The organism is Streptomyces sp. NPDC059247 (genome assembly GCF_042754005.1).
Taxonomy (GTDB): domain Bacteria; phylum Actinomycetota; class Actinomycetes; order Streptomycetales; family Streptomycetaceae; genus Streptomyces.
In genome coordinates this window covers 575,001-589,646 of the sequence record NZ_JBHYZW010000001.1, presented here as the reverse complement: position 1 = coordinate 589,646, position 14,646 = coordinate 575,001, and the positions used below count along the sequence as shown (strand labels likewise).

Below are 14,646 nucleotides of genomic sequence, written 5' to 3'. Positions count from 1 at the left end.
CCGCCGCTCAGTCGGTGTCTTCGTCGATCTCGTCGCGCAGCCGGTCGCGCCCCGGGCGGCCCTGGGCGCCCGGCCTCCCGCCGTCCCGCGCCGGTCCGAACACCTGGTTCCAGTCGAGGTCGAGACCCCGCCGCACCGATCCCTCGGGGCCCGGCCCGGTGAGGGGCGCGAAGGTGTCGATCACCCGGCGCGCCATCAGCGCCCGCCCCTGCTGGACCGCCTCCATGATCGAGGCGGCCAGCTGCGGGCCCGTCATGCTCTGGTGCTTGTTGTCGGAGAACCGCAGCCCCGACAGTTCGCCCTGGGCGCCGATGGTGACCTCCACCGCGCGGTCCGAGGAACGGACGGTCGCGGACGCCTCGCTGAGATCGGCGCGCGCACGGGCGACGGCCGCCTGGGTGGCCTCCAGTTCGGCCATGGCCCGGACGATGCGCTCCTGCAACGGCTCGGACATCGGGCACTCCCGTCAGAGATGAATGAAGATCGTCACGTAGACGCGGTCTCCGGCGGGCCGGTTCCCGACCGGTCCCGGGACCCGGGGACAGGACGCGTCGACTTGGCTTGGAAAAGCGGGTGTTCGCCCCGCCGGCTCCCGGGCGCTAACGGCCGATCACAGCGGGTGCGCCTCCCTCGTCGGTGCCCCAGACGTCGTCGTCCTCCGGTTCCCACACCTCGCGGTCACGGTCGCCGCTCTCGGTCTCGGTCCGCCCCGGCCCCCCGGCGCCTCCCGTCGGCGAAGGGAACGGGTGGGCGCCGCTGGTGGTGACGGGCTGCCGTTCCCCGTACGCTCCCCTGCCCTGCGGGGACGCCCCGGCCCGGCGGTTGCTCACCACATCGCCGTCGATGACGTTACGGACCCGCTCGGACGGTCCGTCGCCGCCCTGCCCGCCCATGCCTCCCATGCCTCCCATGGGCATTCCGCCCATCGGCATCCCGCCCGTACCCGGGCTGCCGCCCATGCCCGGCATCGGGCCGCTGTTCAGCGGGGTGCCCCGGTTCCCGCCCGTGCCGCCGCCGGTTCCGTCGGAGGCGCCGGACAGGGACGGCTCGCGGTAGGGCGAGTCGTCGTACAGCTCCTCCTCGTAGCCGGAGCCGTAGTCGTAGGTGGGGATGGGCGAAGGGCCGCCGTTCCCTTGGCGGTCGGCGCCGGAACGGTACTCCGCCGGGGCGGTGTCGGGGTCGTTGAGATAGCCGGTGGTCGTGGTGCCGTCCGGGCCGCTGATCGAGGTGGCCCCGGTGTCGGCGTCCACCCGTGCGGAGCTGCCGTCGGGATACTCGGTGACGACCTGGCCCTGCGCGTCCAGATGGGTCCTGCTGCCGTCCGGATTGGTCAGCGAGTCGCCCGCGTTGAGCGGACCGGAGTACGAGGTGCCGTCGGGCCTGATGACGGTGGACATCTGGGTGTGCGGGTCGACCACGGTCCTGCTGCCGTCCGGGAAGTCCGTCACCACCCGGCCCTGGGGGTCCAGATGGGACACGCTGCCGCCGGGGTTGGTCAGCGAGTCGTCGCCGTTGACCGGACCGGAGACACCGTCGTGGCGGAGCTGGTCCCCCGGACCGCCGATGTCGTGCGACGGCCGGTCCTGGTCGCCGTTCAGCCCACGGCTGAGCTGCTCCTGCCGCTGCCGGTACTCCTCCTGCTTCTTCTCCTGCTCGGCCCGGATCTGGTCCTGCCTGGCTTCCTGCTCCTTGCGGACCTGGTCCTGCCGGTCCTGCGCCTCGTCCTGCTTCTTCTCCTGCTCGGACCGGATCTGGTCCTGCTTGGCCTCCTGCTCCTTTCGGAGCTGTTCCTGCCTGGCCTCGGCCTTCTCCTGCTTCTCCTCCTGGCGCTGCTCCCTCTCCTCCTGTTTCCGCTCCTGTTCGGCGCGGACCTGCTCCTGCTTCCGCTGCGCCTCTTCCTGCTTGGCCTCCTGTTCCTTGCGGATCTGGTCCTGTTTGGCTTCCTGCTCCTTGCGGAGCTGCTCCTGCCGCTCCCGTGCCTCTTCCTCCTTCCGCTCCTGCTCGGCGCGGATCCGGTCCTGCTTGGCCTCCTGCTCCTCACGGAGCCGGTCCTGCTTGGCCTCCTGTTCGGCCTGTTTCCGCTCCTGTTCCCTCTCCCGCCTCTGCTGTTCCTCCTTCTGCTGTCTGACCTGCTGGATCTGGATCGCCTGTGCCTCGGCCTGCTTCTCCTCGGCCCTGTGCTGGGCGTCCGCCTGCTTCTTCTCCTGCTCGGCGCGGATCTGGTCCTGCTTGGCCTCCTGTTCGGCGCGGATCCGGTCCTGCTTGGCCTCCTGCTCCTTGCGGAGCTGCTCCTGCTTCGCCTCCCGTTCGGCCTGCTTCCGCTCCTGCTCCTCCTCCTTGGCCTCCTGCTTCGCCTCCCGCTCCGCCTGCTCGGCCTTCTGCTCCCGTTCCTTCTCCTCCTGCTTCCTCTCCAGTTCGGCCTGTTTGGCCTCCTGCTCCTTGCGGATCCGGTCCTGCTTGGCCTCGGCCTCGGCCTGCTTCGCCTCCGCCTCGGCCTTCGCCCTGGCTTCCCGGTCGAGCGCTTCCTTCTTGTCCTTCTCGTACCGCGCGTCCGCCTCCGCCTTGTCCTTGGCGGCCTTGTCGTCGGCGTCCTTCTTCAGTTTCTCCAGCTTGGCGTCCGCGTCGGCCTTGTCCTTCGCGGCCTTGTCGTCGGCGTCCTTCTTCAGCTTGAAGGCCTTGTCCTCCTTGAAGGAATCGCCGATCCCCTTGTCCCCCTTGGTGTTGAGGGAGCCGAGGTTGAACTGCGACGAACTCCACGCGAGGCTCAGATTGCGCAGGGCCTCCTCCGCCGGGTCCCAGAGCCCCGTCTTGACGCCCGTCTCCCAGCGCCTGATCGCCTCTTCGCCGACCTTCTTCCAGGTGTCCAGCTCCGACATGTCGCCGTAGGTCTTGCCGTGCTCGTCCGTGGCCTGCGAGGTGAAGCCGCTCCTGGGGGTGTACTCCCAGGCTCCGGTGTCGCCGTAGATCTCGTACTCGGAGTCGACCTGCGTCAGGTTCGTGTCCCAGGACGCCTTGGCGATCTCGGTGAGGAGGTCGGAGAGGGACTTCAGCGGGTTGCCCTGTGTGTCCGCCCATCTCTCCCAGGCGTTGAACAGGTTCTGCGTCTGCGTCCGGAGCGCTTCGCCCGCCTGCCGGACCATACGGCCCTGCTTGGACGTGCCGACCACGTACTCCATGTCCTCGGAGTAGTTGTCGTACCTCCGCCTCAGTTCGTGGACGAGGTCCCAGAAGACGCCGGCCGCCTGCCCCCGCCAGGCGTCGTTCGGGGAGGAGCTGACGCTGTCCTGCCACTGGTCCGTGAGGATCCGGCCCATCCAGAAGAACCCGGCGACCCGGTCGAAGGAGTCCGCCACCAGGTCGAAGGAATCCAGCCGCACGCCCTTGTCGGCGGGGACCCCGACCTTCTCCCCGCCCCAGGTGAAGCCGATGGTGCCTTCCTTGTCGTGCAGCAGGGCGCCCAGCGCGCGGCCCGTGCCGAAGGAGTACTTGGTCACCTTGAAGGTGTTCCAGACCGTTCCGTTGCTGCTCGGCTTGAAATGGCCGTCGTCGAGTTCCTTGCCGTACTTGCTCGTGCTCTCCGAACCGACGACCTCGCCCTGCTTCGGCGCGCCGTCGGCGGTCCTGGAGCCGAGCAGCGTGAAGCGGGCCTTGTAGTAGGTGACCCCTTCGGTGCCGCCCCTGACGTAGAACGGGATGACGAAGTCCGTGTTCTCGATGTTCCACCCGGCGTTCTGGCCCATCCAGTCGAACTCGTTGCCCGTGATCGAGTCGACCTTCTTCTGCTCGGTGATCTCCACCTTCATCTGCTTGATGCCGTGGTTGCCGGTGATCTCGTCGAAGAGCGTGTGCCGGGCGTCCGCCGTGTACCCCGTGAAGAGCTTGACGGCCTTCAGCCAGTAGTCCTCGGGCCCGGTGTTCTTCTCGTCGGCCATGGTCGAGCTCCATCGGTTCTCTGCGGCGGGGCGGGGCGGGCGGCTGCCGACGCGGGGCGGGTGCGGGACGGCGTCGGAGAGGACGGCCGGGCGGCGGGTACGGGCGCGGTGCGGCGGGTACGGGTCCGGGCGCGGGGCTGCGTCAGGACGTGCGCGCGGCTACTTCTTGTCCGTACCGCCCGAGCCGCCGCCCTTCACGTCCGGCGGCGAGGTGAGGTCGGTCTCCACGTCCTCGTCGTCGAAGATGTCGTACAGCTTCTGGCCGTCGATGATGTCCAGGGTCTTCCCCTGCGTCTCGAACAGGGACTCGATCGTCTCCTTGAGGGCCGAGTCGATGTCCTTGAACAGCTCCACGTGCTTGAGGAGGATCGCGTCGAGCGTGGCCACCATGGTCTTCACGGAGTCGTTCACGTGCTGCCCGTTGGTCACCGCGTCCGTGGCGAGCGCACCGATCGCGAGCGGGAGCGGCTCCCCCACCCGGTGTCCTGCGAGGACGCCCTTCCCCCCGTTCAGGGTGCCCGTCGAAAGGACGACGGGGTCGGTGCCGTCCGTGGTGACCGCCGTGAGCAGCTTCCGGAAGGTCCCGATGTCATCGTCCTTGAAACGCTGGATCCACGCCTTGTCGAGCTGGGTGGGGGGCTTGCCGTCCGTCATGTCCTCGTTCCTCTCTCCGGCTCTCCTGCACGGGTGACGCACGACGGGCGGCCGTCCCACGCACCCGCTCCGTGGGACGGCCGCCGTACGGCGTCGCGGGTCAGCGGCCGACCCTGAGGTCCTGCCAGCCCTGTGTCTGCTGGCGTTCGTTGCTCGTGTAGAGCGCGCGCACCTGGTCCAGGGTCGCCGCGTTCTCCTGGAGCCAGGAGGCCATCTTGGCGACCGCGTTGTTCCACGCCGCCTGCTTCTCGTCGTAGACCTCGCGGTCCTCGCCCTCCCAGGAGTTCTTCAGCGCCTGGAGCTCGTCGTTCAGGCTGCTGATGATCTTCTGGATCTCGGTCGTCTGCAGACGCATGTCGTCGACAGCGTTGTCGACGTGGGCGTAACTGACGTAGATGCGCCCGTCGGTGAAGTTCTCCGACATCGGTGTCCTCTTCTCGCTGCGGGGGGGCGGATCGTGGGGTGGCGTGTCCGGCTGCGGGCCGCCGGGAGGACGGCCCGGCCGGGTCACTTGTTCTCCGTGCTGCCCATCAGGTTGTCGAAGACGCTCTGCGACTGGGAGTACGCCTGGTTGATGGCCTCGTTCGACGAGCCCTGGGCCAGGCCCTGGGACCTGAGCGTCTCGTTGAGCTGGTCGATCATGTCCTTGAGGTTCTTCGAGATGATCTCGGCGTGCTCGTCCCAGCTGTCCAGCAGGCGCTGGAAGGAGAGACCGTCGCTGCCCTGGAGCGCGGCGGTCATGCCGTGCTTGGTGTTCTCGACGTCCTGTCTGCGGCTCTGGACGCCCGAGTAGGCCATCTCCAGGGCCTGGATGCCGTTCCGCGTCGCCTGTTCTTCTGCCCTCTGTACGCCCGCCATGGGCTTGCCCCTTTCCGGTGGTTCCTCACCGCCGGGCCCGAAGGTCCGGCGCGGCCCGTGCGGCCGGACGCCGAAGTGCCGTCATCCGACCGGCCGGTGCAGACGAAGATGGTAGGAGGGTCACGGCCGCATGAGCAACGCTTACCAGGAAGAAAGGCCGTTATACAGACCCTCCGTCAATTCATCTCATTCACATGCCACTTGATCTGCGCGGACTCTTCCTCGGGCGTTCCTCAGATGTTCCTCAAATGTCGATACACCGTCGATACGCCGATGGCGAGGACGAGTTGGGCCCGTCAGCGGTTGCGTGTTTTCCCTCCGAATGTGTCACACGGCGGAGTTGTCGCCTTCGCACGGCCGGAAATCGCCGCCGATGCGGTCAGGTCGGGGCCGGTGGGCAGCATCGACAGCAGGGACGAGGGAAGTCGTCGCGCCTGCCCGGTGGTGTATCCCAGGGCCTTCAGCGCGTCCGCCGACGGCACCCGGTACTTCACCCCGCCGTCCGTCACCAGGTAGAGGGTGCTGCCGAGGTCGGAGCCGTCCGCGCCGAGCGCGTGCACCAGCGCGCCGCCGCCGGGCGGCACCACGATCCGGTCGACGGTGACGCAGGCCGGGGTCAGCCCCTCCGTGGGGGCCTGCGCGGGTCTGCCGAGGTCCTGGGGGTCCGTCAGGGACACGCTCACCCGTGTCCCGTCGGGGCCGGACTCCATGCCCGCGCAGGGCGCTTCCCCGGCGCCGGGCTCGACCGCCGTCGGCGGGCTGTCGGGCAGGCCCCCGCGCTCGCCGGTGCCGGTGCCGGGCGCCAGGCGTCCGACCACCTCGGAGGCCGCGAGGGTGACGGCGCTCACCGCGCCGCCCGCGTACGCCTGCTTCCTGGTCGCCGGATCGCCGAGCAGCAGCGCGGCCACGGTGGCGCTGACCGGGGTCAGGCCCTCCTGGCGCAGGACGTGGTAGCGGTGGGCCGCGCCGGGCGCGGACACCTGGAAGACCTGGCCGACACGGGTGTCCCGGCCGCCCAGCGACGGACCGGGGCGGCCCCGCCCGGGTACGGCCGGGGCCGTCAGGTCGGGGCCGGAGGGCAGTGCGTTGAGGAAGGCGGCGGAGACCGGCAGGGACGCGCGCGCGCCGTAGCCGAGGGCCTCGCGGGCGCCGCCCGCCACGTCCAGGCGCAGCTTGCCGCCCCGCCACACGAGGTAGGGGGTCCGGTCGGGGGCGGTGACGAGCAGGCCCTGGGAGGTGGTGAGGACCGCGCCCCCCGGGTCCTTCCCCACGGCCAGCGCGGTGGCCGTCGTCCCGGCGCCGTCCGTGGCCGAGCACACCTGCCAGGGGCCGTCGGTGAGGGAGCCGGGCAGTTCGTCCGGGGCGCCGGGGATGCCCACGGGCGCGCCGTGGGCGGTGCCGCCGAGCGACCGGCTCCCGACGGAGGCGGTCTTCATCCCGGGGCCGAGGAGCAGCCTGGCCGAGGTGTGGTTGCGCACCGGGCGGAGCCGTCCGTCGAGGTAGAGGTAGCGACCGCCGGTGTCCTTGTTGACCACCAGCGTGCCGTCGGCCCGCCACGAGTCCTTCGTACCGGGTCTGAGCAGCCCGAAGACGAAGGATCCCGCGCAGATCAGCAGGGCGATGATCACGCTGATGGCGATGCCACGGTTGGTTCTTCCCTGGGGGCTCTCGGGGGCGTCGGGATCGGCCCTCAGCAGGCCCGAGGTCAGCCGTCCCATGACGAACATGTGCGCCTGGACCTGGTCGCGCTTGGACTGCACTGTGCGTTCCTCCGGTTCGGGCCGTCAGCCGTTCAGTCCGCGCAGGGCGCCGTACACGCCGAGCACCCAGAGGGCCAGCGGCAGGAGGGCGAGCGCGGCGGCGGTGTGCAGGATCTCCGCCGCCCGGCCCCAGTACGGGACGAGCCGTCGGCCGGGCACCGTCCAGGAGGCGATGGCGAGTCCGGCGGCGGCGGCCAGCAGGCCCGCGGCGAGCAGGAGCCGTCCGTCGGCCGTGCGGGACGGGGCGCCGAGGAGGACCAGCAGCAGCGGTCCCCCGGCCCCGGGGAGGATGAGGGACAGGCTCTGCCAGACGTTCCCCGGGCCCCGTCCGTGCAGCAACAGCAGCAGGGCGAGGACGGCCGCCATGACGGCTTCGGCGAGGCCGCCGTCGTGGACGAGGACGGCCAGGCACACCGCGCACACGACGCCCACGGCCCCGTACAGCGAGGTCATCCAGCCGTCGGCGATCACCGCGCGGGCGGCGACCACCGAGGTCCGGTGGGGTTCGATGCCCTCCTGGAGCTGTTCGGCGTTGGTCGGCAGCGGCGGCATCCGCAGTCCGGACATCCGGAAGGCGAGGGTGGGGACGAACGCCCCGAGGAGTACGGCCGCCAGGGCGGCGATCCCGGCGAACTCGGGGAGTCCGAGGTCGGTGACGAGCATCAGGGCGCCGACGAGGGCGCCGAAGACCATGACGACGGCGAGGCCGAGGAAGAGGGCGGCGAAGGAGCCGACGGCGGCCAGGGCGACGACGGCGCCGCCCGCGCCCGCCGCGCAGGCGGCCAGCAGCCGGGCGCCCAGCACTTCGTGACCGTGCGGTCCGCCCAGGTCGCCGCCGGGCAGGAGCCAGCCGGCGAGGGCGAGGTAGGGGCCGGCCATGAAGCCGACGGCCGCTCCCGCGGCGGCGTCGCCGACCGCGCGGCTCGCCGCTCCGGCACCGGCGATCAGCAGCAGTCCGGCCAGGGCGGCGCCGGTCGCGCGGGCCACCGGCGAGCCGCCGGGCAGGGCGAGGACGATCGCCCCGGCGAGCAGGGCGGTGACGGCGAAGCCCCGGAGCAGCCGGGTCCCGGCCGCCGGGGACCAGCCGTGCGGGCGGTCCCGCATGGTGCTGGAGATGCCGTCCACGAGGTCGTCGACCTGTACCTCGGGGAGGGCGTCGACGCGTGGTCTGAGGTAGAGGGTCTCGCCGTCGCGCAGGTCGTAGGAGTCGAGGGTGCGTTCCTCGTCCATCGGTTCGCCGCCGAGGCGTTGCAGCACCCAGCCGCCGTGGTCGAGGCCGGTCTCCGCGAGGTCGTCGCCGCCGTAGCCGAGGACGGCGGGCAGCAGGTCGGCCACGGGGACGTCGGAGGGGACCGCGAGGTCCATGGTCCTGTCCGGGGCACGTACGGTCAGGCGGCACAGTCCTGCCACCTGGTTGTCAGTCATCGGCCTTGCTCACGCTTCTTCCGGGGGTCTGCGAGTGGGGTTCCCGGGTTTCCGTCGCACCCGGCGGTGTGGCGGACGACGGCTCGGTGGACGCGTCATCGTATGCGCGTGATCGTATGCGGGTGGGGAATGCGCCGCCGGGCGGGTGCGCATTACTGGCCGGGTCGCTCAACTGATATACCGGATGGGCGGAGTTCGCTGACCGGTCGCCGGTGCGGATGTGACGGAGTTCTCACCTTCCGGTGTTTTCACCGGTGTTGTCACGCCGTCGTGCCGACGTTGTCCCGCTACCGAGGAGATCTTTCGTTGAGTGTGGTCCTGTTCCGCCGTCCGGCGCGACGACGTGGCCCTGAAATGCCGGACGGCGAATTGAAGTTGCAGGAGCCGCCGACGCTTCCCGAAGTGGTTCCGGACAGCTCCGCGGTGTGGACTTATCTGCCGATGGCGCTGATGTCGGTCTCCATGATGCTCATGTTCATGAGACCGGGTATGGGCGGCGGGGGCGGCAGCCACTTCATGTATCTGGCCATGGGGCTGATGGTGCTGTCGTCGGCGGCCATGATGCTGGGCCAGATGATCCGGAAGGCCAGTGAGCGCAAGCAGCGCCTGAAGGGGGAGCGCCGCGACTACCTGCGCTACCTGACACAGATCCGGCGGAAGGTCCGCACGGCCGTGTCCGACCAGCAGAAGGCGCTGGCCTGGCGTCATCCCCCGCCTTCGGCGCTGTGGCAGTTGGCGGGAACGACCCGGCTGTGGGAACGCAGGCCGCAGGACGAGGACTTCGGCGAGGTCCGGGTGGCCGTCGGGGAGCAGCGGCTGGGGCTGCGGCTGACGCCGACGTCGACCACTCCGGTCGAGGATCTGGAGCCGTTGTCGGCGCACGCCCTGCGCAGTTTCATCCGGGCGTACTCGACCGTGCCCGAGCAGCCGATCGCGATCTATCTGCGGGCCTGGGCGCGGGTGTTGTTCCGGGGTGACGAGGACCGGATACGGGCGGTGGCCCGCGCGATCGTCGCGCAGCTGGCCACGTTCCACGCCCCGGACGACGTGTGGGTGGCGCTGTGCGTGTCGGACGAGCGGCGGGCGGACTGGGAGTGGGTGAAGTGGCTTCCGCACCATCTGCATCCGCAGGAGACCGACGGCGCGGGTCCGGCCAGGATGTCCGTGTCCACCTTCAACGAGCTGGAGGACCTGCTCGGCGCCGAGTTCCTGGAGCGTCCGCCGTTCGACCCGGACGCCCCGCCCAGCCGTGACGAGCCGTTCACCGTCATCGTGGTGGACGGGGGTGCCGTGCCCGCGCAGCACCGGGCAGAGGGTTCGGGCTTCCGCAACGCCGTCGTCCTGGACCTCTCCGGTGCGCTGGCCTGGCGGCCGGGGCGGGTGACGCTGCGGTTCGACGTGAGCCGGGACTCCTTCGGGCTGGTCCGCACCGACCGGGAGCGCAAGGAGCAGACCACCCGGCTCGGCCGCCCGGACGGTCTGGGGACGGTCGGTGCGACGGCGCTGGCCAAGCGGCTGGCCCCGTACCGGATGGGGCTGGGCGGCGGCGACGCCACGGAACCGCTCTCCTCGGACGTGGAGCTGACCCGGCTCCTCGGCATCACCGATCTGTACCAGCACGATCCCCGGTCCCTGTGGGAGCGGGGCACCGGCCCCCAGCGGCTCAAGGTGCCGATCGCGGTCGGCCCGGACGGTGCGCCGGTGGAGCTGGACATCAAGGAATCGGCGCAGGGCGGCACCGGTCCGCACGGGATGCTCATCGGCGCGACCGGTTCCGGCAAGAGCGAGCTGCTGCGCACCCTGGTCCTGGCGATGGCGCTGTCGAACTCCTCGGAGACGCTCAACTTCGTCCTGGTGGACTTCAAGGGCGGTGCCACGTTCCTGGGTCTGGACGAACTCCCGCACGTCTCTGCGGTGATCACCAACCTCGCCGGGGAGGCCGCTCTGGTCGGCCGGATGCAGGACGCGCTGCACGGCGAGCTGATCCGGCGCCAGGAGCTGCTGCGCTCGGCGGGCAACTACACCTCGGCGCTGGAGTACGAGAAGGCGCGGGCGGCCGGAACGCCGCTGGACCCGCTGCCGAGCCTGTTCGTCATCGTCGACGAGTTCAGCGAACTGCTCTCCTCGCACCGTGAGTTCATGGAGCTCTTCGTCATGATCGGGCGTCTCGGGCGGAGCCTGGGCGTCCATCTGCTGCTGGCCTCGCAGCGGCTGGACGAGGGGCGGATGCACCAGTTGGAGAGCCATCTCTCGTACCGCATCGGGCTGCGCACCTTCTCCGCGATGGAGAGCCGTGGTGTCCTGGGGGTGCCGGACGCCTACCAGTTGCCGCCGCAGCCCGGCGGCGGTTTCCTGAAGTCCGGTGTGGAGGCGCTGACCCGGTTCCGCGCCGCGTACGTCTCCGGGCCGTACGAGCAGCGGCGCGGCCGGGCGAACCAGGCCAGGGTGGCGCACCAGACGATGCCGTGGACGGCGTCGTACGTGGTGCCCCGTCAGCTCGCCGACGTCCCGGAGCCGGAGCCTGAGCCCGCGGAGGAGACCTCCGAGACCCTGCTGTCCGTCGCCGTGCGGCGGATGATCGGCGCGGGGCCGCCCGCCCATCAGGTGTGGCTGCCGCCGCTCGACCTGCCCGTCACCCTCGACCAGGTACTGCCGCCGCTGACGCCCGATCCGGAGCTGGGTCTCACCGCGGTGGGCTGGCCGTCGCGCGGTGCGCTGACGGTCCCGGTCGGCATCGTGGACCGGCCCTTCGACCAGTCGCGGGACCTGCTGACCGTCGATCTGTCGGGTGTCGGCGGTCATGTGGCCGTCGCGGGCGGTCCGCAGAGCGGCAAGAGCACCATGGTGCGGACGATCCTGACCGCGCTGGCCCTCACCCACACCCCGCGCGAGGTGCAGTTCTACTGTCTGGACTTCGGCGGCGGCACCCTGGCGTCGCTGGCGGGGCTGCCGCACACGGCGGGGGTCGCCGCGCGTCTGGACACCGAGCGGGTGGGCCGGGTGGTCTCCGAGGTGACCACGCTGCTCGCGGACCGCGAGCGGTTCTTCCTGGACCAGGGCATCGACTCGATGGCGACCTACCGCCGCCGCCGGGCCACGGGCGAGTTCGCGGACCAGCCGCACGGGGACGTGTTCCTCGTCATCGACGGCTGGTCCACGGTCCGCCAGGACTTCGACCGCACCATCCAGACGTTCTCCGCCATCGCCGCCCGGGGCCTCAACTACGGCATCCACCTCATCGTGACGACCGCCCGCTGGGTGGAGCTCACCGCGGCGATCCGCGATCAGGCGGGCACGCATCTGGAGCTGCGGATGGGTGACGCGATGGACTCCGAGATCGACACCCGGCGGGCCGCCACCGTGCCCCGCGTCCCGGGCCGGGGCCTCACCCGCGAGGGCAAGCTGCACTATCTCACCGCGCTCCCCCGCATCGACGGCACGGAGTCCGCGGACGACCTCTCCGACGGGCTCGCGGGCCTGGTGGCCGCGGTGAGGGAGAGCTGGCACGGTCCGGCGGCCCCGCAGCTGCGGATGCTGCCGACGAAGCTCCCGGTGCGCGAACTCCCGCCCGCCGGTGGCGACTTCCGGATGCCCGTCGGACTCGAACAGGAGCGCCTCTCGGTCGTCTGGCACGATTTCAGCGAGAGCCCGCACATGGTGGTCGTGGGGGACACCGAGAGCGGCAAGACCAATCTGCTGCGTCTCGTGGCGAAGGCCGTCATGGACCGGTACACACCGGCCGAGGCGCGCATCATGCTCGTGGACTACCGCCGGGACCTGGTGGAGGCCGTACCGGAGGAGTACCGGCTCGGTCACGCCGTGTCGACGGACGCGCTCCGGGACCTCGTCGACGGCGCGGCCCGTGCGGTGCGGACCCGTGTCCCCGGCCCGGACATCGCCCCGGGGCGGATGAAGCGGGCCGACTGGTGGTCCGGGCCCCGGCTGTTCATCCTGGTCGACGACTACGACATGGTGGGCGCCGGGATCGGCAACGCGCCGTTCGAGCCGCTGCTGGACCAACTGGCCCTGGGCTGGGAGGTCGGCCTGCACATCGTGGTGGCCCGGGGCGCCTCGGGCGCCGGGCGCGGGATCAACGAGATGCTGCTGCGACGGCTCCTGGAGGTCAACACCCCCGCCCTGCTGCTGTCCTGCCCGCCCTCGGAGGGCTATCTGCTGGGCAACGTCAAGGGCAGGACCATGAATCCGGGCCGGGCCGTCCGGGTCGCCCGCCGCAAGACGACGACGATCCAGACCGCGCTGGTGGACGAGCCGGAGGAGTGAGCGGGCCTCCGCCCGCCGGCGGGCGCGGCGCCCTCGGGGTGTTCCGGCCCCGCGCCGGGCGGAGGCCCTCCGCCTCAGGGTTCCGCCCCGGCGCGCGGCACCCGGTCCCGGTCGAGAGGGCCGGGCGACGGCCCGCCCGCCGCCCCACGGCCGTGACGCGCCCTCGTGCCACGGCACTTCCCACGGCCTCGCGGCTCGCCCTCCGTCCATGGACATCCCAGCCGGTACGGGCCGCCGCGCGACTCACGCAGGCACCCCGCGCGGGAGCCCAGGCACCCGGCTCCCGCACACCCGTCCTTCCGTACACCCGTCCCTTCCACGAACTCGTACACCCGTCCTTCCGTGCACCCGTGCACTCGCGCGCCCGCCGGACGAGTCCGTACGCGGCTCCCGCTCGCGTCGGCCACGGGCCGCTGCCCGGCTCCCCCGCGCACACCGTCCAGCCGGTGGGTCACACGGTGGTCCCGTGCTCCGGCTCGCGGCCCGCCGGGCGCCAGCCCCGGGCCCGGCCGCGCGGGATCACCACGGCGGCTCCGGCCACCAGCAGCACCAGTCCTCCGCCCGCTCCCGCGATCCACAGGGCGCGGCGGCGCGGCTCGGGGGAGGCTTCCGGGGGGATGGTCACGGGCGGCGCGGCGGGCGGGGCGGCCCGCTCGTCGGGGAGGACGGCGGTCAGTGCCGCGTACGGGTCGATCCGTGGCGGGACCGTCGGATAGGCCGCCGCGACGAGTTGGCGCGCCACTTGGGCCGCCGTCATCGTCGGATGCCGTGAGCGGACGAGGGCCGCCGCCCCGGCCACGTTGGCCGCCGCGAACGAGGAGCCGGAGCCGATGAAGTGGCCCGCTCCGGCGGGGCCGACGCTGACCACGGCGTCCCCCGGCGCCGCCAGGTCGGCGCCCGCCGGCGGCGGGGCGTTCTTCGGGCGGGTGCCGTCGGGGCCGTGGTCCATGACCGTGAGGACGCCGGGCACGGCCGAGGGCCAGTACCAGGGCGCCGGGCGGACCATGCGGCCGGTGGCGCGGTCCCGGGGCAGCGCGTCCGGCGCGTAGGGGGCGACGACCAGTGTGTCCCGCTGCCGCGCGTACGCCACCGCCGCCGTCAGGACCTCCTTGCCGTCGGGGACCACCCGCCCCACGTAGACGACCTTCGCCCCGCCGTCGACCGCGGCCCGGATGCCGTCGGCGAGCAGTCGCGCCGTCGGGGCGCCGCGCTCGTCGGTTCCGCGCACCGCCAGGACGCGGGCGGCGGGCGCGACCCCGGCCGTGCCGACGCCCTCGACGGGGGCGGCGGCGATCAGCCCCGCGGCGAAACTGCCGTGGCCCACACAGTCCTCGCCCGCCGCGCCGACCGCGGTGACGCGGTCGGCGAGGGCCGGGACGGAGGTCGTGACCCCGGTGTCCACCACGCCGACCGTCACACCGGCGCCGTCCGCGAGCGTCCATGCCCGCTTGAGCCCCAGGGCCTGCCGGGTCCACGGTTCCTGACGGGCGATCACCTTCGAGGCGGGTGTGCAGGGTTCACCGGGTGCGACGGCCGAGGGGATCGAGGGCAGTTCGACGGAGTCCGCCACGGAGTCCGCCGCGGCGGGTGCCGCCGGAGCGGTGAGGGGCGCCACGGCCAGCAGGGCCACGGCCACCGCGTGACGTACCGGGCGGCGGGAGGAACGAGCACGTCGCATGGCCCGCACGATACGCTCGAAGCGTCACCGCGCGGCACGCCGCCCCACCCGTACCCGC

At 71.9% G+C, this 14,646-nt stretch carries 9 protein-coding genes; 1 reads left to right on the top strand and 8 read right to left on the bottom strand.

Going from position 1 to position 14,646, the window contains the following annotated elements:
- Nucleotides 1-7: 7 nt before the first annotated feature.
- From ACFXGN_RS02510 to eccD, 7 genes are all read right to left on the bottom strand, one after another.
- Complete coding sequence (locus ACFXGN_RS02510) at nucleotides 8-454, bottom strand: YbaB/EbfC family nucleoid-associated protein (RefSeq protein ID WP_384852324.1); 447 nt, start codon at nucleotides 452-454, stop codon at nucleotides 8-10.
- A 145-nt stretch (nucleotides 455-599) separates the two neighbouring features.
- Nucleotides 600-3,932 (bottom strand): AAWKG family protein, encoded by a 3,333-nt coding sequence (locus tag ACFXGN_RS02505; protein WP_384852321.1) that lies wholly within the window; start codon nucleotides 3,930-3,932, stop codon nucleotides 600-602.
- 159 nt (nucleotides 3,933-4,091) lie between these two features.
- Complete coding sequence (locus ACFXGN_RS02500; RefSeq protein ID WP_384852318.1) at nucleotides 4,092-4,586, bottom strand: type VII secretion system-associated protein; 495 nt, start codon at nucleotides 4,584-4,586, stop codon at nucleotides 4,092-4,094.
- 100 nt (nucleotides 4,587-4,686) lie between these two features.
- Nucleotides 4,687-5,010, bottom strand: coding sequence for a WXG100 family type VII secretion target (locus ACFXGN_RS02495; RefSeq protein WP_366440704.1), 324 nt, complete (start codon nucleotides 5,008-5,010; stop codon nucleotides 4,687-4,689).
- A gap of 83 nt (nucleotides 5,011-5,093) precedes the next feature.
- Nucleotides 5,094-5,444, bottom strand: a complete 351-nt coding sequence (locus ACFXGN_RS02490) for a hypothetical protein (protein WP_384852314.1) — start codon at nucleotides 5,442-5,444, stop codon at nucleotides 5,094-5,096.
- 296 nt (nucleotides 5,445-5,740) lie between these two features.
- The gene (gene eccB / locus ACFXGN_RS02485) at nucleotides 5,741-7,204 is read right to left on the bottom strand and encodes a type VII secretion protein EccB (protein ID WP_384852312.1); all 1,464 of its coding nucleotides are present in this window, start codon (nucleotides 7,202-7,204) and stop codon (nucleotides 5,741-5,743) included.
- A 24-nt stretch (nucleotides 7,205-7,228) separates the two neighbouring features.
- On the bottom strand, nucleotides 7,229-8,629 hold the full coding sequence (gene eccD / locus ACFXGN_RS02480; RefSeq protein WP_384852309.1) for a type VII secretion integral membrane protein EccD: 1,401 nt from the start codon (nucleotides 8,627-8,629) through the stop codon (nucleotides 7,229-7,231).
- Nucleotides 8,630-8,941: 312 nt separating this feature from the next.
- Here eccD and eccCa point away from each other — a divergent pair, with 312 nt between their 5' ends.
- On the top strand, nucleotides 8,942-12,910 hold the full coding sequence (eccCa, locus tag ACFXGN_RS02475) for a type VII secretion protein EccCa (RefSeq protein ID WP_384853106.1): 3,969 nt from the start codon (nucleotides 8,942-8,944) through the stop codon (nucleotides 12,908-12,910).
- A 451-nt stretch (nucleotides 12,911-13,361) separates the two neighbouring features.
- On the opposite strand, the gene ACFXGN_RS02470 is transcribed toward eccCa, so the two are convergent.
- Complete coding sequence (locus tag ACFXGN_RS02470; protein WP_384852307.1) at nucleotides 13,362-14,588, bottom strand: S8 family serine peptidase; 1,227 nt, start codon at nucleotides 14,586-14,588, stop codon at nucleotides 13,362-13,364.
- Nucleotides 14,589-14,646 lie beyond the last annotated feature (58 nt).

Coding starts and splice junctions, on each gene's coding strand:
- ACFXGN_RS02510 (WP_384852324.1), bottom strand. CDS start 454: ATGTCCGAGCCGTTGCAGGAGCGCATCGTCCGGGCCATGGCCGAACTG.
- ACFXGN_RS02490 (WP_384852314.1), bottom strand. CDS start 5,444: ATGGCGGGCGTACAGAGGGCAGAAGAACAGGCGACGCGGAACGGCATC.
- eccD (WP_384852309.1), bottom strand. CDS start 8,629: ATGACTGACAACCAGGTGGCAGGACTGTGCCGCCTGACCGTACGTGCC.
- ACFXGN_RS02500 (WP_384852318.1), bottom strand. CDS start 4,586: ATGACGGACGGCAAGCCCCCCACCCAGCTCGACAAGGCGTGGATCCAG.
- ACFXGN_RS02505 (WP_384852321.1), bottom strand. CDS start 3,932: ATGGCCGACGAGAAGAACACCGGGCCCGAGGACTACTGGCTGAAGGCC.
- ACFXGN_RS02470 (WP_384852307.1), bottom strand. CDS start 14,588: ATGCGACGTGCTCGTTCCTCCCGCCGCCCGGTACGTCACGCGGTGGCC.
- ACFXGN_RS02495 (WP_366440704.1), bottom strand. CDS start 5,010: ATGTCGGAGAACTTCACCGACGGGCGCATCTACGTCAGTTACGCCCAC.